This is a genomic window from Bacillus sp. ISL-18 (genome assembly GCF_018613415.1).
GTDB lineage: Bacteria > Bacillota > Bacilli > Bacillales > Cytobacillaceae > Neobacillus.
Map to the genome: position 1 here is coordinate 166,474 of NZ_JAGGQG010000002.1, position 22,416 is coordinate 188,889.

The 22,416-nt window shown below is 38.8% G+C and carries 29 protein-coding genes; 13 read left to right on the plus strand and 16 right to left on the minus strand.

What is annotated here, in order from left to right:
• Window positions 1-14: 14 nt before the first annotated feature.
• From J7E81_RS00955 to J7E81_RS00980, 6 genes are all read right to left on the minus strand, one after another.
• On the minus strand, window positions 15-233 hold the full coding sequence (locus J7E81_RS00955) for a spore germination protein (protein WP_215040164.1): 219 nt from the start codon (window positions 231-233) through the stop codon (window positions 15-17).
• Between the two features lie 63 nt (window positions 234-296).
• Window positions 297-686 carry a spore germination protein GerPE gene (locus J7E81_RS00960; protein ID WP_215040166.1) on the minus strand — a complete coding sequence of 130 codons (390 nt, stop codon included), beginning with the start codon at window positions 684-686 and terminating at the stop codon, window positions 297-299.
• A complete protein-coding gene (locus J7E81_RS00965; RefSeq protein WP_215040168.1) occupies window positions 667-873 on the minus strand; it encodes a spore gernimation protein GerPD in 207 nt (68 codons plus the stop codon). Before J7E81_RS00965 ends, J7E81_RS00960 begins: the two co-directional genes overlap by 20 nt.
• Window positions 870-1,487: a spore germination protein GerPC gene (gene gerPC, locus J7E81_RS00970; protein ID WP_215040170.1), complete on the minus strand. Its 618-nt coding sequence runs from the start codon at window positions 1,485-1,487 to the stop codon at window positions 870-872. Before gerPC ends, J7E81_RS00965 begins: the two co-directional genes overlap by 4 nt.
• 104 nt (window positions 1,488-1,591) lie before the next feature.
• Entirely contained in the window at window positions 1,592-1,834 is a 243-nt protein-coding gene (locus J7E81_RS00975) for a spore germination protein GerPB (RefSeq protein WP_215040172.1), read from the minus strand.
• Window positions 1,835-1,852: 18 nt separating this feature from the next.
• On the minus strand, window positions 1,853-2,074 hold the full coding sequence (locus tag J7E81_RS00980; protein WP_215040174.1) for a spore germination protein: 222 nt from the start codon (window positions 2,072-2,074) through the stop codon (window positions 1,853-1,855).
• 240 nt (window positions 2,075-2,314) lie between these two features.
• Here J7E81_RS00980 and J7E81_RS00985 point away from each other — a divergent pair, with 240 nt between their 5' ends.
• From J7E81_RS00985 to J7E81_RS00995, 3 genes are all read left to right on the plus strand, one after another.
• Window positions 2,315-2,674, plus strand: coding sequence for a YisL family protein (locus J7E81_RS00985; protein ID WP_215040175.1), 360 nt, complete (start codon window positions 2,315-2,317; stop codon window positions 2,672-2,674).
• Between the two features lie 113 nt (window positions 2,675-2,787).
• Window positions 2,788-3,060, plus strand: a complete 273-nt coding sequence (locus J7E81_RS00990; RefSeq protein WP_215040177.1) for a ubiquitin-like small modifier protein 1 — start codon at window positions 2,788-2,790, stop codon at window positions 3,058-3,060.
• 1 nt (window position 3,061) lies between these two features.
• Window positions 3,062-3,334, plus strand: coding sequence for a MoaD-like domain-containing protein (locus tag J7E81_RS00995; protein ID WP_215040178.1), 273 nt, complete (start codon window positions 3,062-3,064; stop codon window positions 3,332-3,334).
• A gap of 45 nt (window positions 3,335-3,379) precedes the next feature.
• Here J7E81_RS00995 and J7E81_RS01000 read toward each other — a convergent pair whose 3' ends face one another.
• Window positions 3,380-5,209, minus strand: a complete 1,830-nt coding sequence (locus tag J7E81_RS01000) for an aldehyde ferredoxin oxidoreductase family protein (protein WP_215040179.1) — start codon at window positions 5,207-5,209, stop codon at window positions 3,380-3,382.
• Window positions 5,210-5,419: 210 nt separating this feature from the next.
• Between J7E81_RS01000 and J7E81_RS01005 the strand changes: the two genes are divergently transcribed.
• Window positions 5,420-6,448: a ThiF family adenylyltransferase gene (locus J7E81_RS01005; protein ID WP_215040180.1), complete on the plus strand. Its 1,029-nt coding sequence runs from the start codon at window positions 5,420-5,422 to the stop codon at window positions 6,446-6,448.
• A gap of 36 nt (window positions 6,449-6,484) precedes the next feature.
• On the opposite strand, the gene J7E81_RS01010 is transcribed toward J7E81_RS01005, so the two are convergent.
• Window positions 6,485-7,048, minus strand: coding sequence for a DUF2777 domain-containing protein (locus tag J7E81_RS01010; RefSeq protein WP_215040181.1), 564 nt, complete (start codon window positions 7,046-7,048; stop codon window positions 6,485-6,487).
• Between the two features lie 234 nt (window positions 7,049-7,282).
• On the opposite strand from J7E81_RS01010, the gene asnB reads away from it, so the two are divergent.
• Both asnB and J7E81_RS01020 read left to right on the plus strand, forming a co-directional pair.
• On the plus strand, window positions 7,283-9,130 hold the full coding sequence (gene asnB, locus J7E81_RS01015; protein WP_215040183.1) for an asparagine synthase (glutamine-hydrolyzing): 1,848 nt from the start codon (window positions 7,283-7,285) through the stop codon (window positions 9,128-9,130).
• Between the two features lie 126 nt (window positions 9,131-9,256).
• On the plus strand, window positions 9,257-10,762 hold the full coding sequence (locus J7E81_RS01020) for an alpha-amylase family glycosyl hydrolase (protein ID WP_215040185.1): 1,506 nt from the start codon (window positions 9,257-9,259) through the stop codon (window positions 10,760-10,762).
• A 76-nt stretch (window positions 10,763-10,838) separates the two neighbouring features.
• On the opposite strand, the gene J7E81_RS01025 is transcribed toward J7E81_RS01020, so the two are convergent.
• Together J7E81_RS01025 and J7E81_RS01030 are read right to left on the minus strand one after the other, a co-directional pair.
• Window positions 10,839-11,711 carry an SDR family oxidoreductase gene (locus J7E81_RS01025; protein WP_215040187.1) on the minus strand — a complete coding sequence of 291 codons (873 nt, stop codon included), beginning with the start codon at window positions 11,709-11,711 and terminating at the stop codon, window positions 10,839-10,841.
• 152 nt (window positions 11,712-11,863) lie between these two features.
• Window positions 11,864-12,355, minus strand: a complete 492-nt coding sequence (locus tag J7E81_RS01030; protein ID WP_215040189.1) for a YajQ family cyclic di-GMP-binding protein — start codon at window positions 12,353-12,355, stop codon at window positions 11,864-11,866.
• 288 nt (window positions 12,356-12,643) lie between these two features.
• Between J7E81_RS01030 and J7E81_RS01035 the strand changes: the two genes are divergently transcribed.
• Window positions 12,644-13,507 (plus strand): CvfB family protein, encoded by an 864-nt coding sequence (locus J7E81_RS01035; RefSeq protein WP_215040190.1) that lies wholly within the window; start codon window positions 12,644-12,646, stop codon window positions 13,505-13,507.
• A gap of 72 nt (window positions 13,508-13,579) precedes the next feature.
• Window positions 13,580-13,711, plus strand: coding sequence for a DUF3941 domain-containing protein (locus tag J7E81_RS01040; RefSeq protein WP_215040192.1), 132 nt, complete (start codon window positions 13,580-13,582; stop codon window positions 13,709-13,711).
• A gap of 84 nt (window positions 13,712-13,795) precedes the next feature.
• Here J7E81_RS01040 and J7E81_RS01045 read toward each other — a convergent pair whose 3' ends face one another.
• Window positions 13,796-14,644 carry a DegV family protein gene (locus J7E81_RS01045; protein ID WP_215040194.1) on the minus strand — a complete coding sequence of 283 codons (849 nt, stop codon included), beginning with the start codon at window positions 14,642-14,644 and terminating at the stop codon, window positions 13,796-13,798.
• Between the two features lie 126 nt (window positions 14,645-14,770).
• Here J7E81_RS01045 and J7E81_RS01050 point away from each other — a divergent pair, with 126 nt between their 5' ends.
• Entirely contained in the window at window positions 14,771-15,613 is an 843-nt protein-coding gene (locus tag J7E81_RS01050) for a YitT family protein (RefSeq protein ID WP_215040195.1), read from the plus strand.
• A gap of 49 nt (window positions 15,614-15,662) precedes the next feature.
• On the opposite strand, the gene J7E81_RS01055 is transcribed toward J7E81_RS01050, so the two are convergent.
• From J7E81_RS01055 to J7E81_RS01065, 3 genes are all read right to left on the minus strand, one after another.
• Complete coding sequence (locus tag J7E81_RS01055) at window positions 15,663-15,848, minus strand: DUF3813 domain-containing protein (RefSeq protein WP_215040197.1); 186 nt, start codon at window positions 15,846-15,848, stop codon at window positions 15,663-15,665.
• Window position 15,849: 1 nt separating this feature from the next.
• Entirely contained in the window at window positions 15,850-16,002 is a 153-nt protein-coding gene (locus tag J7E81_RS01060) for a hypothetical protein (RefSeq protein WP_180230019.1), read from the minus strand.
• 121 nt (window positions 16,003-16,123) lie between these two features.
• Window positions 16,124-16,933, minus strand: coding sequence for a Cof-type HAD-IIB family hydrolase (locus J7E81_RS01065; protein ID WP_215040198.1), 810 nt, complete (start codon window positions 16,931-16,933; stop codon window positions 16,124-16,126).
• Between the two features lie 314 nt (window positions 16,934-17,247).
• Between J7E81_RS01065 and J7E81_RS01070 the strand changes: the two genes are divergently transcribed.
• The 3 genes from J7E81_RS01070 (at window position 17,248) to J7E81_RS01080 (ending at window position 19,353) form a co-directional block, all read left to right on the plus strand.
• The gene (locus J7E81_RS01070; RefSeq protein WP_215040199.1) at window positions 17,248-17,556 is read left to right on the plus strand and encodes a metal-sulfur cluster assembly factor; all 309 of its coding nucleotides are present in this window, start codon (window positions 17,248-17,250) and stop codon (window positions 17,554-17,556) included.
• A gap of 9 nt (window positions 17,557-17,565) precedes the next feature.
• Window positions 17,566-17,904, plus strand: a complete 339-nt coding sequence (locus tag J7E81_RS01075; RefSeq protein ID WP_215040200.1) for a DsrE family protein — start codon at window positions 17,566-17,568, stop codon at window positions 17,902-17,904.
• A gap of 321 nt (window positions 17,905-18,225) precedes the next feature.
• Window positions 18,226-19,353, plus strand: a complete 1,128-nt coding sequence (locus tag J7E81_RS01080) for a TIGR04053 family radical SAM/SPASM domain-containing protein (RefSeq protein ID WP_215040201.1) — start codon at window positions 18,226-18,228, stop codon at window positions 19,351-19,353.
• A gap of 49 nt (window positions 19,354-19,402) precedes the next feature.
• Here the strand turns inward: J7E81_RS01080 and J7E81_RS01085 are convergent, their stop codons facing one another.
• Window positions 19,403-20,101, minus strand: coding sequence for a Crp/Fnr family transcriptional regulator (locus J7E81_RS01085; RefSeq protein ID WP_215040202.1), 699 nt, complete (start codon window positions 20,099-20,101; stop codon window positions 19,403-19,405).
• Between the two features lie 339 nt (window positions 20,102-20,440).
• Between J7E81_RS01085 and moaA the strand changes: the two genes are divergently transcribed.
• A complete protein-coding gene (moaA, locus tag J7E81_RS01090) occupies window positions 20,441-21,457 on the plus strand; it encodes a GTP 3',8-cyclase MoaA (protein ID WP_215040203.1) in 1,017 nt (338 codons plus the stop codon).
• A gap of 144 nt (window positions 21,458-21,601) precedes the next feature.
• Here the strand turns inward: moaA and J7E81_RS01095 are convergent, their stop codons facing one another.
• Window positions 21,602-22,225: a DUF542 domain-containing protein gene (locus J7E81_RS01095; protein ID WP_308162110.1), complete on the minus strand. Its 624-nt coding sequence runs from the start codon at window positions 22,223-22,225 to the stop codon at window positions 21,602-21,604.
• Window positions 22,226-22,416: the final 191 nt, after the last annotated feature.

Here is a 22,416-nt window from a genome sequence, read left to right on the forward strand (position 1 = left end):
GGTTTATGTCATTTTTAATTATTCCCTGCAATAGGCTGATCAATCAGATTGGTGTCAAGTACATTGGTACCACTTAAGCCGTTATTCGTCACAATGATCCCTCCGGTATTAAATCCTCCAGAACCGGCAAATGTTTTAGAACTGCTTTTCGGCGAAATATAAACGGTGTCACCAAATTGTACAATTCCTCCGCCTACATTAACAATTTGTACTGGGCCTAGGATTGCTGGCATGAAAAACATCCTTTTCTATTTGAACTTACAGCTATATACCTTATATGATGATAACTTATGCTTCTATTTCATGTCTTGTTCATCCTCACGCGGGAGAAGTTGACGGATATGCTTAATCCTTACTTCCATCGAAGCATGTTTAGTATTGCCGACATGTAAAATAGAAGAGTTCGAGACCGCAGTTACATGAATTCTATTAACTCTTATAAGAGGAGTTGCATTGTTTCGAGATATTGAAATGGCTTCAACAATTGGCGGGAGTGGAAGAGGTCTTCTAAAAATCTCATAAGATGGAAAATTGCCTTCGTTTCCATGAAAAAATTCTGCTTCCCTTTGGACGGCAAGTGCCCGTGAAAATCCATTTAGGTAACATGAATCTCCAAGTTGAATGATCGAGGAGAAAGCAACTTGGCTAACAGACAAACGGTCAACACTAGAGGTTCGGGTTAGCATAGCCTGGCGTCACATCCTGTTCTAAAGGAACAAACGGTCCAATAATCAGCGATTCCGCCGGCGTATCAAAAGCGGAAGATAATTGGATTGTTTCAGCATCTCCAACCATAAATAAGGAAGAACTTGCAACACCGATAATTTTAATATTTTCAACATGAAGGATGTGGTTGTGAACTTCAAAATTCATTTTGGCTTCATTCCTTTCATATTTTCAGGTAAATTATTCAAAAAGGTCCATACACCATTTTGGATTTCCTGCTTGATGGAATTAATAACAATCTCATCAAACGATGCACCTTTTTCTTCCGAACGAACTTTTGTTGCATTTGCCTTGAGATGGAAGTCTATTCTGTTTGGAAGCTGTCGAATAATATCTTCCTTAATAAAGGATAGGTAAGAATCATTTGGCTGAATCGATAACTGATTCTGGGCCTCAACAATAATTTGAGGTAAGTCCGTTTCTAAATATTCATAAATAGCTTTCTCGACTTCCATTGATCGTTGCATTTGTTCCTTAGAGGATAAAGGAGTATTTAAAGACTGGTTTTGTACAGCAAAGTCTTCAATTCCAGATAAATCATTAGGATTTAAACCAATATTTAGCGTGCCTTCGAGTGTCTCCACTTTCAATTGATCAAATTTATATTCAATTCTATCGACATGGACCACGGGCTTTTCTTGAATCTGCTTGAACTCTTTCTGTAATTTATTTATGGTTTGTTCTAATGCAGCAATCCTCTGCTCTTGAGATTGAATATACATTTGCATCCATTGAAGGTACTGATTAAGATCCTGATACATTAGAATCACCCCCGCCAGCCATTTTCCCTTTTGTTCTAACTATATGCAGGGGGACCCAATGATTTGCTTAATTTATTGTCCATCATAAAGAGGAAAAGACCTTTTTATGTCCTTCTGACCGCAGCTTGTAACGGGACAGAGGGTGCTAAAATTTGTCCTGCTTGGGGGACCATTTGCCCTCCAGGTTTTTTTCCTGCCGGTGCCGGCTGGGTGAACCCTCCCGTATTATATAAATTGGCCTGGGGTTTTATAATACCAGCACTGCCAATTTGCAGGACAGAGGAATTGGTGATCCCGCCAATTTTAATAAAATTAATATGAATGGATTGTTGGATATAAAAATTCATGATTAAATCCCCCATTCATTACATATTAAGGAAATTATTTTGATCAATGACATCTGGATCACTTGTATTGGTTGAACTTAATTGGTTATGAACTTGTAATTGTTCGCCGGTATTAAAGGAACCAGCACCAGAAAATGTTTTAGCGGTAGCGAACGGCATGATTTTATAGACATCACCAATATGGAAGACGGAACTGCTCCCAAGTGTTATAACCTGTGCAACTCCAACAATCGCTGGCATAAACAACACCCTTTTTTGAATTTCAATTTTTATTCATTTAGCAACATTTGGCGGCAGGTCATTTTTTGTGTATAGAATTACTTTATTATCTTATGTCTGGGCGGCTGTAATGTGAATCATATGCCCAAAATTAATTGTTTGCTAGTGTTTATTTACGTTAAATCCCTTACTTATTTTCGTATTTTTACCTCCCCTATGGTATGATAATCTCGAGCAGGACATACATAAGGAGGAATTATCGTGATTCATGCACATATTACAGCATGGTTTTTAGCTCTTATCCTATTCTTTGTGGCCATTTCATTAAATAAAAGTGGTAAAGCAAAGGGAGTTAAAATTATTCAAATGATCTTAAGGGTACTATACTTGCTGATTATTGCGACAGGGGTAGGACTTCTTTTCTCAGTGTACAAAATCGATGTATGGTATATTTTAAAAGCGGTTGTAGGATTATGGGTAATTGGCTTATTTGAAATGATTCTTAGCCGGATCATTCATAAGCGAAGAACTTCTACTTTCTGGATTCAGTTTGTTGTTGCGTGGTTACTAGTACTATATTTAGGGTTTGTAAAATTGCCAATGTCATTTTTACACCCGTAAAAAATGAAGCTGCCGGAGTAATTTCGGCAGCTTTTTTTAGTGACATGTTAACGATATAGTAGTGACAACTTTAAAGTTTGGTTTTAATATTTAAAGTGGGAGGGGGAATACCTATGCTAGTGAAGGTGTTTGCGAATCTCCGGCAAATTTGCGGAGGGGTAACCGTCGAGGTAAGTCCTGACGGTGATCGAGTGATTGATGTTTTAGATAAAATGATAGAAATGTTTCCTGCGTTACAAGCTGAAATTTTTACGACTGAAAAAAGACTGCTTCCGTTTGTTCATGTGTATGTAAATGGAAGGAATATCATCCATCTTGATGACCTTGAAACAAGGGTGAAGGATGAAGATCAATTTGCTCTCTTCCCGCCTGTAGCCGGAGGCTGATATGGCAGAAATAGATTTAGAGTTTCGGGGAATCAAGATAGATCATCTTGGCATGTATTTTCAAGAACTTGGGGCCATCCAGGTAACGGATACTTTTCCTTTTATCTATGAGGCTGAAGGGTGGAGCGGACAGATTTTATCAGAGGAGGAACTTGCTTTCACGGCCATCTTTAAGGTTAATGCAGTAAAGGTCCGTTTTATTGCTGAAGATGAAGAAACATTGATGAAGGTTATAAAGAATTATCGTTATAAAACAACTAGGATTGGCGGATAAAAAAGCATCTGCGAACGTTACCTTCGCAGATGCTTTTTTGTCCTATTAAACTAATTGACTTTCAGAATCAATAATGCCTAATTCACGAAGCTTTTGTTCAGGGACTAATCCATCTTTCCAGCCGCGGACTTGATAATATTCTTCAAGCATAATATCCATCCGGCTTACATGACCTGCACTATTTCCAGATGCAGGTTCTTCAGTAAACCGTTTTGGAAGGAAATCGTCTTCACGTTTATTAAAACCAGCAAGGTTATTATAGTAACGCTCAAGATTGTAAATTCTTTCTCCGGCCTTCATCACATCATCGGCCGTCATTGGTATTCCAGTCATGGTACTGTACTGCTCTGCATAATGCTCGGCATTTTCCGAGAAAGAAGAGAACTTACAAATATTCATTGAATCTGAAAATGCCAGCATATCTTGGAATATTTTTAATAGTTCACCTTTTCCTTCTGGCTTTAATCGGTCGGTTGGCTCAGGTATACCTGCAATTTCACTGGCGACAGTGTAGCCGCGTAAGTGACAGGCACCACGGTTACTAGTGGCATAACCAAGTCCGATACCTTGGATTCCTCGTGGATCATAGGCCGGAATGGATTGACCTTTTACCGACATGGAAAGCTGTTGTGCACCCCATGCAGCTGTTGCACGCGCAGGGCCTTCAGCAAGAATGCCGCCAAAACCTTCACGCAGGGCAATTTTTCTTGTTAATTCAATCATGGAGTCAGCGTCTCCCCAGATTAATTCTTCCTTTATAATCCCTTTTTCAAACGCTTCCATTGTTACGGAGAAGCAATGACCAAGCTCGATCGTATCGAGACCGTATTCATTACAGCGGTCAATTAAATAAGAAATTGCTTCGGCGTCGCTTAAAAGACAGTTAGAGCCAAGTGACCAGGCAGATTCAAACTCTACACTTTCAACGCGCGTCTTATATTTACCATCTTTTACTTCTACTTCAATCTTGCAGCCTACCGGACAAGCATGGCAGGTGTTATTAGCAACACGAAGATGGGTGTTAACATATTCACCACTGTGTTTTTCTGCCTCATCCCAGTGAGTTAGCTGCGAGTTTTTCGTTGGAAGCGCTCCCACTTCGTTGATTAGGTTTGTAAGCACATTCGTCCCATAGACGGATAATCCACCTTTGTTCGGTGCAGTTAAGCCGCCGTCTAGTATTGCTTTAACTGCTTTCTTATTGGCTTCTTTATATTCAGCCGCTAATTTAGGTGCAGGCATATTTCCTTTTTGGGCTGCTTTAATGACAATCGCTTTTAATTTCTTATAGCCTGCCACTGCAGCTGTTCCGCCACGGCCGGCAGCACGATCATGCTCATTGATGAAAGAGGCAAAACGAACCGTATTCTCGCCCGCTTGACCAATTGTCATGACACTTAGGTCTTGTTCACCGTATTGGTCTTTCATAGCTTGAATAAATGCTCTGGTGCTTGTTCCCCAAAGAGTAGAAGCGTCGCGGAGTTCTGCTTTACCGTCTTCAATAAAAAGGTAAACAGGTTTATCACTTTTCCCTTTAAAAATAAGGTTATCAATACCTGCCCATTTTAGCCGCGCTGCGGTCCATCCGCCAATGTGAGAATCCGTAACTGTTCCTGTAAGCGGTGATTTAGTTACAACACAAAGCCGTCCGCTCATCGATGAACGAGTACCGGTGACAGGGCCTGTCATAAAACATAAAATGTTATCAGCAGATAATGGCTCGACTTCTGGGCCATTATCTAATACATATTTGACACCGAGGCCACGGCCGCCTATGTATTTTTTGGCATCCTCTTCATTAATAGGCCTGTAATCCACTGTCCCGCTTGTTAAGTCGACTAGAACTTCCTTGTTTTTGAAACCGCCAATACTCATAAATTCCCCTCTTTTCCATTAAACTTTTTATATGAATCTCCTAACCAATGGCTAAGAAATATCTCCAAAATTTAGCTTTTCATCCAATTTCTATTATACACTTTTACAATTATTATTAAAATTAAAAAAGTTTAGTAATATCAGATATTTATTTGATAAGATAATAGTATTATCGTTGGACCTGAAGTCGTTAGAGAAAAGAGGAAGCTCATGAATGATTTAGCACGGTATTCGAGACAAATCCTTTTTCCGAGTATTGGGGAAGAAGGGCAGAGGAATATGCTGAGGAGCCGGGTGGCAATCGTTGGGGCAGGGGCACTTGGTACGGTGATTGCTAATCATCTTGTTCGCTCTGGGGTAGGATATATAAGGTTAATCGATCGGGATTTAGTAGAATGGTCCAATCTGCAGCGGCAAATTCTCTATACAGAGGAGGATGCGCGCAAGCAGCTTCCAAAGGCCATCGCCGCTCAAGAAAAGCTGAAGGATATCAATTCGACTGTTATGGTTGATGCCGTTATAGCTGACTTAAATCTGGACAATGCCGAAGAGTTATTAACAGGTATGAACGTTATCGTTGATGGAACTGATAATTTTATGACCCGTTTTTTAATTAATGATGTCGCTGTCAAGTATCGGATTCCCTGGGTACATGGAGCAGCAGTAAGTTCACGGGGAATGTTTGCTGTCATTAAACCGGGAGTAACCCCCTGTTACCGTTGTCTTTTTCCTAATGTTCCGAGCGGCAATGGAGAGACTTGTGATACAGTGGGGGTTTTGTCACCCTTAACCGATATCATCGGATCTTTTCAGGCGATGGAAACAATGAAGCTATTAGTGGGAGCAGAAACCACTCCTAATCTAGAACAAATTGATATTTGGGACCTATCTTCCATGCAAATGGATATTTCACAAGGCAGGAATCCTAATTGTCCTACATGTGGACAAGGCCATTTTGATTTTTTAGACCGCTCCTCGGACCATCAGGTAGCGTATACAACACTTTGCGGTCGCGATACAGTGCAAATCAGCCCAAGACATAAAAGAGAGTTAGACCTAAAGAAGACAGCAGAGAACCTTCAAAAAAGTGAAAAAGTATCAGTTAACGAATTTTTACTCCGTTTTTCTCCGGATGATGGAGTAACCATTGTGGTCTTTAAGGATGCCCGCGTTCTCATCCATGGGACAAATGATATAATAAAAGCAAAACAGCTTTACGCGAAATATATAGGAAGTTAAAAACCAAAAGGCTGGGAGTTTCCAGCCTTTTGGTTTTTATGAAATCATTTTTTCTATCACTAACCGTTTCCCAGTGTTTAACGTGAATTCAAACCGATCATTGACTTTTTCAAAGTAGCAAAAATGATGCTGTACGTTACAAATTTGTTCCTGATTATCAAATACCATAAAATTCACGCCATCTTTTCGATTTTCGTCCGATAAGAAGGATAAATGGTTATAACAGTAGATGCAGTCATAAATGGAAAAATTTAATGAATTTAATGTTGTAACGAACTGGAAAAAGGCGTCATCATTCACTCCATCCAAAAGGCGCTCAAGAGAATAAATTAAATGTTTTTTCATTCTAATCGTATCGTGATCACGAAGCATAATCGCTTCCTTCCCACAATGAATCTTTCCGGGTTCACCCACGATCCCTTTCTTCCAACGGTTCAGCCGGAAAACCTCAATTTCTTGATGAACAAAATCATCTAACATCGTGGCTTCTTCTGTTTCCTCATCGAAAAAAATCCATTGATCATTGATTTGTTCAACGGTTCCTACGTTGTAAGCTCTTTGTTGAAAATCATATAGTTTTAATCGTTGTTGTCGATTCATCTCTAACCTCCGTACACAGTTGCTTTCATTTTTCTTTTTTGACATCTTCATGCCTTTTTATAACCAGGTTTTTTTTGAAATCTTAAGTATAAAAATTTTTATTCGGAAGAATCCGTGTTCCATGTAGCATTTGGATCATTCTATTTTAGGACAATTAACCATTTAATCTGGGCTGAATAGTATAGAGCATGTAATACCTGTTCAGTTATTTATTTGTAAGGGAGTGAGATGCGAATGTGCGGAATCTCAGGATGGGTTAATTTTAATAAAGTAATAAAAAACGAAACGGAAACCCTAGTGAAAATGGCGAATACATTGGCAAAAAGAGGTCCAGATGAAACAAATACCTGGCAGGATACACACGCCTGCTTTGGTCATAAAAGACTGATCGTGGTTGACCCTGAAGGCGGCAGACAGCCAATGACCAAACACAAAGAGGGTTTTGATTACACCATTTGCTACAATGGAGAATTATATAACACTGAAGATCTTCGCAAAATCCTTCTTACTAAAGGATATTCGTTTAAAGGTCATTCTGATACAGAAGTACTGTTAACTGCCTATATAGAATGGGCGGAAGAGTGCGTCAATCATTTAAATGGAATCTTTGCTTTTGCTATTTGGGATCCGAAAAGAGAACAGCTCTTTATCGGACGAGACCGTCTTGGCGTCAAACCGTTATTCTTTACAGAACATCAAAAAGGGATTATCTTTGCATCAGAAATTAAGGCTATTCTAGCTCATCCGGAAATCAAAACAGAGATCACTCATGAGGGGCTGGCAGAGGTCCTTGGAGTAGGTCCTTCTAGAACACCAGGATCTGGTATTTTCAAAGGGATGCAAGAACTGCGGCCTGCCCATGCTTTAACTTTGTCACGAAATGGCTTAAAGGTTTGGCGTTATTGGAATGTAAAGAGTGAGGAACATAAGGAAAATGTGGAGGAAACAGCCGAAAAGGTACGATACTTAGTTACGGACGCAGTAACAAGACAGCTTGTTTCCGACGTACCATTGTGCACCTTTTTATCCGGCGGCCTTGATTCTAGTATTATCACAGCGATTGCTGCGAAAGGATTTGCAGATCAGGGAAAGGGGCAGCTTCATACTTATTCGATTGATTATGAAGGAAATGACCTGCATTTCACCTCGAATGAATTTCAGCCCGATGCAGACGGAACGTTCATTCAAATGATGACGGAAAAGTTTGCTACCCGGCATCACAACAAAACCATCTCACAAGAACAATTAGTTCACGACCTTGTAGAGGCCACTGCTGTTCGAGATTTTCCTGGAATGGCGGATGTCGATTCCTCGTTACTATGGTTTTGTAAAGAAATTAAAAAGGATTTTGTTGTTAGTTTGTCTGGAGAATGTGCAGATGAGATTTTCGGCGGATATCCGTGGTTTCATCGTAAACAGGATTTAGAGCGGCCAGGTTTTCCCTGGATGCGTTCCGTAAATGAGCGGCAAAATCTTTTGAAGCCGTATTGGCGGGATCAATTAAATTTAAGTGAATTTTCTATGAATCAGTATCAACAGGCCATTGCTGAAACGCCAAAATTGGAAGGCGAAAGCATTGAAGAAGCAAAGCGGAGAGAATTATTCTATATTAATATGACCTGGTTTATGACGACCTTACTTGATCGAAAAGATAGAATGAGTATGGGGGCCAGCCTTGAGGTCCGGGTACCATTTGCCGACCATCGTCTTGTAGAATACTTGTGGAATATTCCATGGGACATGAAAATGTATCGAGGCAGAGAAAAAGGACTTCTCCGCAAAGCCTTTGAAGGGATTCTGCCTGAAGAAGTCCTTTATCGCAAAAAAAGTCCATATCCAAAGACGCATAATCCGGAATATACTGCCGCTATACAAAAATGGATGGGGACCATATTACAGGATAAAGCTTCGATATTGCATGAGTTTTTCCAAAAGGAACAACTTCAAAGTATTGTAGAGACTGGCGGAAAATCATTTAAGGAGCCGTGGTTCGGCCAGCTAATGACGGGTCCGCAATTATTAGCCTATCTTGTTCAGTTCCATACATGGTTTAAGAACTATAATATTAATATCGTAAATTAGGCCTTTCAATTTCAAGGAAAATTATTTAAAAATTATTATTAAAATTTGGAATAAAAGCAGGATTAGATTAAAATGTTTAGTGGAAGAGGGAACCTTTCCTCTTCCTTTTTTAAGGAGGAAAAAGCCGTGAAAAAAATAACGTTATTATTATTAACCTTTTTACTTTGCTCAAGCCTTCCTGCTCATGCGGAAATAGAAAAGGAAAACCGCTTATGGCAGGATGAATCCATTTACTCGCTTATGGTGGACCGTTTTAATGATGGGAACATAAAAAATGACTTTAATGTAGACGCGAAAAACCCCTTAGCATACAATGGCGGTGATTTTCAGGGGATCATTGACAAATTAGATTACATACATGATATGGGCTTTACAGCCATTCGACTAACTCCAATCTTTGATAATACCGAAAATGGGTACCATGGTTATTGGGTAAAGGATTTTTATAAAACCGATGAGCATTTTGGCACAATCAAGACTTTTCAGGAGCTTGTAAAAGAAGCTCATAAGCGAAAAATGAAAGTTATTATTGATTTTGTGGCTAATAATACCGCTGCGGATCATCCGTGGGTAAGTGATCCTGCTAAAAAGAATTGGTATCACCCCAATCAGGAAATGGCTGAAGGGACGAATGGCTGGGTAGATGGTTTGCCTGACCTTAATCAGGACAACCCTGAAGTAAAAAAATATCTGATAGATGCCGCCAAATGGTGGATTAGCAAAACGGATATCGACGGGTATAGCCTGCCAGAGGTCAATCAAGTTCCATTAAGTTTCTGGACTGATTTTTCAAATGCCGTTAAGAAAGAGAAAAAGGATTTCTTCTTAATGGGTGTCCCGCAGGATAATGCCGCAATAGATACAGCTAAGTATCAAAACGCAGGAATTGACAGCGTATTCGATAATGCGAAAAGTAAGAATTTAAGAAAGGCGTTTGCCACCACGAACCAATCCTTTTCTGATTTGGACTTATCTTCAAATCATGATGGAAAGCCAGAATTAATAGCGAACTTTTTTGATAATGAGTATACGGCAAGATTTACGGCTGATATCGTGGAGAAACGACAATTTCCAGGTTCTCGGTGGAAAACTGCGTTGACATACCTATATACAACCCCAGGTATACCGATTTATTATTATGGAACGGACATTGCCTTAAATGGCGGCAAAACTCCTGATAATCGCAGGCAAATGAACTTCCGGACGGAGAAGGACCTGATTGACTATACCACCAAAATTTCTGAATTAAGAAATAAGCTGCCTTCTTTAACAAGAGGGACCATGAAAATGCTCTATGATAAAGGCGGGATGGTTGTTTATAAGCGCGTTTATAAAGGTGAAACTTCGATTATTGCGATTAATAATTCCACAAAATCACAAAAGGTGATTTTAACGGAAAAGCAATTAGCTCCTGATAAGGAACTTCGTGGTTTACTTGCCGGGGATATAGTCCGCAGTCACAAGAATGACTACATCCTTATAGTAGACCGGGATAATTCGGAAATCTATGTCCTTACTGAAAAAAGCGGCATTAACTTTACCTTTATTGCAGCCTTAGTTGGAGTGGGGGTCTTATCTTTAATTTTCCTTTTATTGGTTATTAAGCGTGGGAGAAAAGTGAAAGTAGACTAGTTAAAATCGGCGGAGACATCTCCGCCGATTTTTTTATAAATCAAGAAAGTGACCAGGGCGCTTACGCTTTTTTTTCTTAACCATTTACAATGGTACCACCGTTAACATGGATCATTTGCCCACTTACGTAAGAAGAGTCATCGGAGGCCAGATATACGTAGCTCGGTGCGAGTTCATGCGGCTGTCCAGCTCTTCCTAGAGGTGTATCTGAACCAAATTTTTCTACTTGATCCTCTGGGAACGTTGATGGGATTAAAGGCGTCCAAATTGGACCTGGAGCAACTCCGTTCACGCGGATCCCTTGTTTTGCCAGCGACATCGCCAATGAACGTGTAAAGGAGACAATTGCTCCTTTCGTTGCAGAATAGTCTAATAATTGTTCGTTTCCATGATAAGCGGTGATGGAAGCCGTATTAATGATTGATGCTCCCTTTTTTAAATGGGGCAGCGCCATTTTGGTCATGTAAAAGAAGGAAAAAATATTAGTTCGGAAAGTTTTTTCCAACTGTGATGATGTAATATCTAATAAGCTTTTTTGTGGATGCTGCTCTGCGGCATTGTTGACAAGAATATCAAGTTTTTGAAACTCGTTCATCGTCTTGCTCACAATATCTTTACAGATATCTTCGGAACCAATATCGCCGGAAAATAAGAGACATTTGCGGCCTTCTGCTTCAATAAGCTGTTTTGTTTCCTCAGCATCCTGGTGTTCGTTTAAATAAACAATCGCGACATCAGCCCCTTCCTTTGCAAAATAAATCGCAACGGATTTGCCTATGCCGCTGTCGCCTCCCGTAATAATGGCTGTCTTACCTGCAAGTTTTCCGCCCGGTTTATAATGAGGATCTACTGAGAGTGGACGAGGATTCATTTCACTTTCTACTCCAGGCTGGTGATTCTGGTGTTGTGGCGGAAAGGTGCTTTTTTGTTGATTTTGATTATTACTCATTTTCTTAACCTCCCAATGTCATTCACTGTTAGTGTGAGAAAAAAGAGTCAAATTCATGACCAAAATAAAAAAGACGAAGGATGATTTTTCCTTACGCCTTTAATATTACCCGCCTTAATGAATAGTAAAACTCCTTACTCCTCGGAGTTTTCTTATCGATAATTTATAAATTGAACATCAATACTAAGATCAGCTTCACGTACTAAGGAAATAATTCTTTGCAGATCATCACGGCTTTTGCCGGTTACCCGGACTTGATCGTCCTGAACCTGGCTCTTTACTTTTACACCACTATTTTTAATAATGGTATTAATTTTTTTAGCGTTTTCCTTGTCAATTCCTTGGGCAATTTTTGCCCGTTGGCGAACAGTGCCACCGGATGCCTTTTCGATTTTACCATAGTCCAAATTTTTAACAGGCACACCACGTTTAATTAATTTACTAAATAATACATCTTTTAATTGGTCCATTTTATATTCGTCATCTGAAACAAGAACAAGTTCTTCTTTATCAAGTGATACTTCACTTTTACTGCCCTTAAAATCATATCGTGTTCCAATTTCTTTCATCGTTTGAGTGATTGCATTGGTGACTTCAGAAAAGTCTACTTTGGATACAATATCAAATGAGCTGTCTTTAGACATAGCCATCCCTCCAATTAATTGATACATTATCTGCTAAAGTTTCCCTTTACGGGTACATTATAGTAAAATAAATCAGTTCAAACAAGTCAGAAAAGCGAAAGCGCCTTGAACAGGGGCGACAGGCATAAGACGAGCCGGCGGGAAGGTTGTTCTTTAACCTTTTCGACGGATTGGCTTATGACCCCGAGCCCCTAGGCGCTGCAGCTAGACAGTAAGAAAAGCGAAAGCGCTGAAGCTGACAAGAAGAAAAGCGAAAGCGCCTTAAATAGAAAAAAGGAGTTAGAATAGATGTCTTTAACAGAATTGATTGGTCAGTCTACCACATTAAACGTAGCCCGAATTACAGACTTTGGTTATTTTTTATCAGATGGTAATGAGGATGTTTTATTGCATAAAAACCAGGCACAGCATGAATTGGCGGAAGGGGATGAGGTAGAGGTTTTTTTATTTACTGATTCTCAGGGAAGAATTTCCGCTTCCATGACCATACCAGAGCTTTCGGTCGGAACCTATGCATGGGTCAAAGTGACAGATACAAATCCAAAAATTGGTGTATTTTTAAACATCGGCCTTCCGAAGGATATTTTGTTAGGTGCAGATGACCTCCCTGCACATCAGTCCGTGTGGCCGAAGGTTGGGGACATGGTTTATATTACTTTGAGGGTGAATCGCAGTAACTTGTTGTATGCCCGGCTGGCAAGCGACCAGGTAATCCAATCTATCTCAATTGAAGCAACAAGAAAGGATTTTAACAAAAATATACAAGGGCATATTTATCGAACCGCTAAGGTCGGAAGCTGGGTTTACACAATTGAGGGCTTTAAAGGATTTATCCATGAATCACAGCGTAAAGTTGAACCTCGGTTAGGTCAAAAGGTTGAAGGGCGGATCATTGACGTTAAGGAAGATGGAACGATCAATGTCTCATTACTTGCACGAAAAGAAGAGTCCCAAGATACAGATGCAGAGAAAATCTACGAATATTTGATGAGCCGTAATGGAGCGATGCCTTATAATGATAAAAGTATGCCTGAGGATATCCAAGAACGCTTCGGCTTAAGTAAAGGGGCTTTTAAGCGGGCATTAGGAAAATTAATCAAAGAAGGAAAGGTCTATCAGGAAGGCAGCTGGACCTATGAAAAAAAAGATTAAAGGTTGCTTACATACTCTTTTTCGAAATGACAGACAATAAGTCTTGCATGAAATATAGAAAGGAGTATGGATATGCCGCACACTTCTGATAATGATAAAAAAGCACAAGACAATAATGCATTACGACATGAAAAAAATATGCTTCGTGAAAAAAATCGCCAAGCAGGAAAAAATCAATACTCAAAGAAAACGGATCACAAATAAGAAAAGCTGCAGCGCATTGAACAAGCCTAGGCGTTGCAGCTAAACAAAAAAAGAGCGGGAAATCCGCTCTTTTTTCGAATTATATTAATTTAAAAAGAAAATAGAAATCGTACCAGGACCTGTGTGGGATCCAATTGCTGAGCCGATCGAGGAGATGTAGACTTCTTTGGGATGGAATTCATTCATAATCATCTCTTTTACTTCCTGCGCAGTTGCTTCCGTATCTGCATGACTTATTCCGATGATTTGCTCATCCAAACGGGAACCACGTTCCTTCATAATTTCAATAATCCGGCGGAATACTTTCTTTTGTCCTCTAATTTTCTCAATCGGAACAAGTTTTCCCTCTTCCATATTTAAAAGCGGTTTAATATTGAGCAAACCGCCAAGAAAAGCAGAAGCCTTAGAAACCCTGCCTCCTTTTGCTAAGTAATCCAAATCCTCAACAGTAAAAATATGCTCCATATGTTCACATCTGTATCTTACATCCGCTAAAATTTCCTCTTTTGATGCATTTTGCAGTGAAAGCTTAGCTGCTTCCATAACAATCAGACCTGCTCCAAGCGATGCACACTTTGTATCAACAATGGTTAATTGGAAGTCTGGATATTTTTCCTTCACTTGGTCAAGAATCATAACAGCGGTTGAATAGGTACCGGATAACTCGGAGGAAAAGGCGATGTAAATGCCATTTTCATTCTTCTCAGCCATTTCTGTAAAAACTTCTTCAAATAAAAGGGGAGAAACCTGAGAGGTTTTTGGAACATCCCCACTCCTTATCGTATCATAAACCGTTTTCGGATCAATTGTTTTTACATCTTCATAATCTTGGTCATTAATTTGTACCTTTAATGGGAATAATACAACATTATTTTCATTATAAAAATTTAACGGTAAATCACATGCACTGTCAGCAAGTATTTTTACTGTCATAAATGTACACCTGCTTTCCAATCATATAGTTCATTTACTTTTAAGTTTATCGGTTTCATCTTAAAATTACAATTTCTAAATGGAGAAGTCATTATAGCTAAATTTTAAAGTTTAGGGGGAATTCTATTGCTTTGGCTCCAAACTAAAAAAATCGTGATTGTAATCGCTGGTGCATTAATAAATGCACTCGCCATGAATTTATTTTTAATACCAGCGAATGTTTATTCCAGCGGTTTTACTGGTGTCGCTCAATTACTCTCAAAGGTATTAAGTGATTATACTGCTATCAATGTTTCGATGGGTTTTTTATTGTTGCTTTTAAATATTCCGGTTGCGATTCTCGGCTGGAAAAAGGTCGGGAAATCATTTACCGTTTACAGTTTTTTGAGTGTTTTACTTACTTCCTTATTCCTATCAATGATTCCCATTAAACAAGTTTCACATGATATTTTACTTAATGCTGTATTTGGGGGAGTTATTCTGGCAATTGGGGTAGGGATCACGTTAAAATGGGGTGCCTCCACAGGCGGAGTTGACATTATTGCTATGGTTCTTTCCCGGATGAAAGACAAACCCGTTGGTCCTTATATGTTTGTCCTAAACGGGATTATCATTATTACGGCTGGTTTCCTTTATGGCTGGGAAAAAGCACTCTATACTCTTGTTACTTTATATACTTCCACCAGGGTAATTGATGCTATTCATACAAGACATGCCAAGTTAACAGCAATGATCGTTACAAAAAAGGCAGATGAAATGAAAAAGGCCATTCACGCTTCTCTTGTAAGAGGAATTACGATGATCCCAGCTAAGGGAGCCTTTTCGAATGAAACGAGAGAAATGCTGATGATTGTCATAACTCGATATGAACTGTTTGATTTAGAAAGAATCATTCATGAAGTCGATCCTAATGCCTTTACGAACATCGTGCAAACAACAGGGGTTTATGGTTTTTTTCGGAGAGAATAAAAAAATAGAGCAAGCGCCCATTTTAGTGGGCGCTTGCGCTTTTGTTCTACTATCTAATCTGATCTAGCTCTTGTTGCATTTGTTGGAGCTGGGCTTGTTCTGCTACAGTCGAATTGGCATAGGCAGAACTAAGGGCATTCTTTGCTTTTGCTACAGCAGAATCAAGGTCAGCAGGGCTGGCGGATTGCGCCATCTCCACAAATCGTCTGGCTTCCTGGAACAATTGGTTTCCCATGTTATATTCCTCCAAGCGAGGATTCTTGCACATTGGCCATCTTCTGAGCTTCCGCTTCAGCATAGGTCATGTGATAGGGAATACGTTCAGCATGTTTGCTGACCGTATCGGCTCCTTGTTGGACAAAGCGTTTTGATTTGTTTCGTTTACCCATTCGAATCCCTCCAATATGCTCAAAGCTAAGATTGAAACAGCTTTGCTGCCTCAAACCTAGTATGCACATCTATTCTCCGGTTCATTTAGGTAAACTATGGCGGAAAGTTGAATTTTTTATCTTATAAATTTAACAAATCTGCTAAGTATTCACCAACGCCGTCTTCCTCATTACTAAAGGTGACTCCTTTCGCAATATTTTTTACTTGGTCGATGGCATTTCCCATCGCAATCCCGTGACCAGCATATTCAAGCATCTCTAAATCATTGTCCTCGTCGCCAAATGCCACTATTCTCTCCGCAGGAATTCCGTAGTAGTCGGCTGCTTTTTTCAACCCAACAGCCTTATTTAAACCACTTCTAATAATTTCAATTACATGCCAGGGTGCAGCCCAACTGCGCTGTTCAATAACTTCAGCATGTATCTCAGATAAGTGATCCCGGATTTTTTTCAATTGGTCTTCTTCCGTATGAATAAGCAAACTTGTCGGTGAAGCCGTTAAATAGTTCGCCAAATCGCCTGTAGTGATCCGGGGATTCCCATAGCTAAACAGCTCCAATAACTTTTCATCATGATAGTGGAAATAAATATCATCCATTACCTCAGCTATAATATTGTGAAATTGAAAACTTCTACAAGCCTCTACAATGTCTTTAGCTACCTTAACATCAAGCGGCTCATGATAAAAACCCCAATTTTGGTCGAGCGGGTGATGCGTAAATGCTCCATTAAAATTAACGATCGGGGTATCTAATTCCAATTCTCGGTAATACATCTCACTAGAGCGGTATGGCCTTCCGGTAGCAATCATCACGATATGGCCTTCTGCTTTTGCTTTCTCAATAACAGCCTTATTTCTAGTGGAAATGGTTTTATCATCTTTTAATAATGTCCCATCTAAGTCTAATGCAATTAAATGTTTCTCCGCCACATGGACACCTACTTTTTTTAATTAATCAAGAAAATGCATTGCTTTAGAAAAAAACTTGTCTACATGATACACTACCATTAAGGAATGGTTGTATTTCATAGGTAAACCAACATGAATATTCCTATATCTACTATGTTAACAATTTTTTAGCTAAGGTGTAAAAAAATTCACACCAGCTAATTGTAAAAAACGATATACTTGTTTACGTAAATGCTTTTGGTTAAAGTTTACCACAAGTGAATAGACCAACCAAAAGCAGTGCAAGGTAGTTTTAAGTGTGTAACAAAAAATAAGTCCAAAAGGAGTGTTATTATATGAATGAAGAGTTAAAAGACAATATAATGGGCGCATTAGAGCTTGTTATCGACCCAGAATTGGGGGTAGATATTGTAAATTTAGGGTTAGTTTATGATGTTGATATGAATGAAGAGGGATTAGTCACAATTAACATGACCCTAACGGCGATGGGGTGCCCGCTGGCAGGTACCATAGTTGACCAAGTAAAACGTGCTCTGGCAGATATCCCTGAGATTAAAGATACGGATGTTAATATTGTTTGGAACCCGCCTTGGAACAAAGATATGATGTCACGCTACGCAAAAATTGCTTTAGGAATCCGTTAAGGTATAAACATGAAAAATAAAGTTATTTTGGTAAGCTCGAATCAACTTGGCAGCGGCGACCAAACACTTGGTGGAAATATTCTGGAAACTTTTTTTACGGTCCTTAAACAAAAGGAAGAACTTCCTGTGGCTGTTTTTTGTATGAACAGCGGTGTGCTAACGATGACAGAGGATTCATTTGTTTCCGTCCATTTGCAGGAACTAGAAGAAAAAGGTGTCGATATTTTAGCCTGTAAAACTTGTGCTGACCACTATGAGGCAGCGGAACGTTTGGTGGTCGGAAAAATTAGTAGTATGGCAGACTTTGTAGATTTAGCTTCCAAGTATAATGTGCTAACTATATCTTAAACAGCAGAAAAATATAGTGGGTAGGAGAAACACACGGTATTCTATAGGAATATATCGTGTGTTTTTTTTGTTTTTCTACGGGGTTATATAGATTGAATTAACTGGAAAAAGTCCTAAGTTAGGCTCATTTAGACAGGCATAGATGGAAATTTCTAGTCAGAATGGTTGATACTGTTAACCGCAAGTTAATTTTCGTCACAAAAGATACACATATCATTTGCCTCATGTGAGATAGTTCACTTTTTTAAAATATAAACAACATTATAATACAGATAATCAAGCTGTTTGAAATGAAATAGCAGATTGGGGAGGCGTTTTCAATTGTCTTTTAATCGAGACTTTAATAAAGATCCGTTTATTGTGATTTGGGAATTGACTCGAGCATGCCAGCTAAAATGTTTGCATTGCCGTGCGGATGCCCAATATACTCGTGACCCACGTGAACTAACATTAGAAGAAGGTAAAAATTTAATTGATCAAATATATGATATGAATAACCCTATCTTGGTCTTTACAGGCGGAGACCCTTTAATGAGAGAGGATATCTTTGATATTGCTAAATATGCCGTTGAAAAGGGAGTCCGGGTATCCATGACTCCAAGCGCCACGCCAAATGTAACTAAAGAAGCAATCGAAAAAGCAAAAGAGGTGGGACTGTCACGCTGGGCCTTTAGTATTGATGGACCTACTGCAGAGATTCATGATCATTTTCGCGGAACGGCCGGTTCTTTTGATTTAACAATGGAACGAATTAAGTATTTGCATGAACTGGAGATTCCAATTCAGATTAATACAGTTATATCGAGATATAACGTTGATTTTCTGGAGGAAATGGCTAAAATGGTTGAGGAATTGAAATGTGTGCTTTGGAGCGTCTTTTTCTTAGTACCAACAGGCCGAGGCCAAGTGACCGACATGATTTCACCGGTTGAACATGAAAAGGTTTTGAGATGGCTGTATGACCTAAGCAAACGTGTTTCTTTCGATATTAAAACAACTGAGGCTATGCATTACCGCCGCGTTGTAATTCAGCAAAAAATGCGTGAAGCGCATAAACAAACAAATGAAATTGACTATTTGACTGCCCTTACTGAAAAAGGCTTAACAGGTTCCATTGATGGACTTGGACGCGCCCCTAAAGGCGTTAATGATGGAAACGGCTTTGTATTTATATCACATATTGGTGATGTCTATCCAAGTGGGCTTTTACCAGTCAAAGCTGGAAATGTCAGAGAAACCCCATTAGCAGAAATTTATCGGGAATCCCCTATTTTTAAGGATTTAAGAAATCCAGATGGGTTTAAAGGGAAATGTGGTGTGTGTGAGTTCCGCTATGTTTGCGGTGGTTCGAGGTCAAGAGCATATGCCATGACAGGTGATTACCTTGAAAGTGAACCATTCTGTGTCTATATCCCTAAATCATTAAGAGAAAAACAGGAACAAAGATAACAAATTAACAAAGGCTGCCTCCAAAAAAGAGACAGCCTTGAAAAAAATCTTATTCTATATTGCAATATACTGCTGAGCAATTTTCACAGCCGATTTCGTCCTTTAAATATTGCAAATTTAATATGGTTATCTTGCTTTTCTTAACAGAAATAATCTTATCTCGTTTCAACTCACTTAGAATTCGATTTGTACTTTCGCGGGATGTACCGCAAAAATTAGCGAGCTCTTGATTGGTAAGAGGCAAGTCAATGATGATTTCCTGACCTTTATGGATGCCATAACTATTGGACATTCTAATCAGGGTTGAAAATAGGGCACCGCGTTTACCGTTTAAGACAAGATCACGAAATTTGGTTTGTGTTTTACGGAAATGATCACTCATCCATTTCATGAATTCAAATGCAAGCTTGCTGTTTTGGAAAATCTCACTTTCAATAATATCTTTTTTAATGGCAACAACTTCGCCTTCTTCAAGTACTTTGGCGCTTAATAAGTATTTGGGATTATCCGTAAATAAGGTTAATTCACCACAAATATCATTGGCTCCGCAAATTCTTAAGGAAAGTTCACGTCCGTCGGAAGTAATTTTACTGATTTGAATTTTGCCAGAAAGGATAATATATAACTCCTCCGCAACCATTCCTTCTTGAAAAAGAAAAGTCCCTCTTTCACTTTTAAATTTTCGATCTGCAAATGTAAGTAATTCTTTTATTTCAATTGAATGGGTTGGTTTCATTGTCAACGTCATCTCATTCACCTCTAATTATTTATAAACAAGTCAGAATTTGTATTTTAGTTTGTTAATCTTATTCTAACTGATAAGAGGTTCATAAAAATGGGTAAACAATGACAATATAGTGAAAACCTAAAAGTGTTTTATTAACACGTTTTTTGTTGTGAAAATTAGAGCTCTTTTGAAAATCGTGGATTGTCCTTTCCAAAACAATCATTTATCGAATCAGAAACATCTGTTAAGATTAGAATAGATAAATGTATTTTAATAGTGAATAAAGTAACAGCCTTTTTGGTGTAAACCTGTTACACTCATCATATAGAGCTTCCTTTTAATATAATGGAGTTGATATAAATGGAAAAAACCATTATTAAAGATAAATTAAATAGACCCTTGCATGACCTAAGAATTTCGGTAATAGATCGTTGCAACTTTCGTTGTCAGTACTGTATGCCTGCGGAGAAATTTGGCCCTGATTTTGAATTTCTCCCGAGAAGTGCCTTATTAACCTACGAGGAAATTGAACGGCTAGGAAGGATTTTTGTTGGATTAGGTGTTGAGAAAATACGGCTAACTGGTGGTGAACCGTTGCTTCGAAAGGATCTTCCCCTTCTTGTAGAGAAGCTTTCAGTGATTGAGGGGCTTAGTGATATCGGTTTAACAACAAATGGGGTGCTGCTTCCAAAATTGGCAAAGAACTTAAAAGAAGCCGGTCTAAAAAGAGTAAATGTCAGCCTTGATACATTAAACGATGAATTGTTTGGTCAAATTAATGGAAGAGGTGTAAGTACTGCCCCTGTTTTGGAGGGGATTGAGGCTGCCAAGCAGGCTGGTCTTGGGGTTAAGATCAATATGGTCGTCAAAAAGGGGCTAAATGATACTGAGATTATTCCTATGGCGGAATATTGTAAAGAACATGACCTCGAATTACGCTATATTGAATTTATGGACGTGGGTTCAACAAATGGCTGGAAAATGGATGACGTGGTAACCAAGAAGGAAATTTACCATTTGCTCAAGGAACATTTCGAACTCGAACCCGTTGGTCCTGCATACTTTGGTGAAGTAGCCAAGCTCTATAAATATAAAGACAAAGATGTTAATGTTGGTTTTATTACGTCTGTTTCAGAGTCATTCTGTTCCAGCTGTACCCGGTCAAGACTGTCTGCAAATGGACAAATATTTACTTGTTTGTTTAATGGAAACGGTCATGATATTCGCAATTTCATGAGAAATGGAGCAACGGATGAGCAAATAACCGAGCGGATTACGGCGATATGGAATGGCCGGGATGATCGATATTCTGATGAAAGAACAGCGGAAACCCATAAAAATCGTAAAAAAATTGAAATGTCCTATATTGGCGGATGACTCTCTTTTTAAAAGAGGGTTATTTTTTTACAAAAAAAACAACCCGCTGTGTAAGCGGGTTGACCTTCAATTAGCTTAAATATCTTGGGAATAAAATGTTGTTTTCAAGATGTACATGCATAAAGGTTAAGCTTTCTAATGCTTCTAAACGGGCATAAACCAAACGTAGGTACCACAGGCATCCGCAGGAAGGGCAAAATCAGAAGTTACTGCACGGATTTGTCTTAATAGATCTCCGGCATGGTCATGTTCTTTTTCAAGCTCGACAATCATTTTAATGGCTTCCTCAGGATTAGCGGCCGTACCATTGGCAAGCTGCTTAATAAGCGGGAACACAATTTCTTCTTCTTTTGCCATATGTTCAAGTAATTCCTTTTTAAACTCATAAAAAAGCTCATTCATTTTAATAAGTTCCGGATGATGTTCACCGTGAACGCGCGAAACCTTTGTAACATATGGGCTTAGCATAGCTAATTCCTCTTCAGAAACACGATGGTAATTAGTAATCACATGATTAATAATGGTATGGGAGTCTGAATCTGTCCATACATCTACATTTTTCTCAGTGTTTTCATACTTTTCAAAGACATCTTTTAATTCATCAATGATAGTATCAAGGTTTAGCTCGTTTTGTTCTGCCGCTTGGGATAATGGGATATTTCCCCCACAGCAAAAATCAATTCGGTTTTTCTTAAATAGATCACTTGCTTTTGGAAGTTCGTTAACAATATCTCTAACTAATGAATCGGCTGTTATGGTAAAAGTCATGATTATTTCCTCCTAAAGATAAGGTAAGTTATTTATGACTTAAGCATAATAGAAATATTGAATACTATTGGTGACCTGTATCACACATTGGCTATTTTTTTTCTTTTTCGTCTAATTTGTGACATTTGATACGTTTGTAAGTCTTCTGTAGACTTATAATGAAAAGTAGCTGTTATAATCCATTACATAAC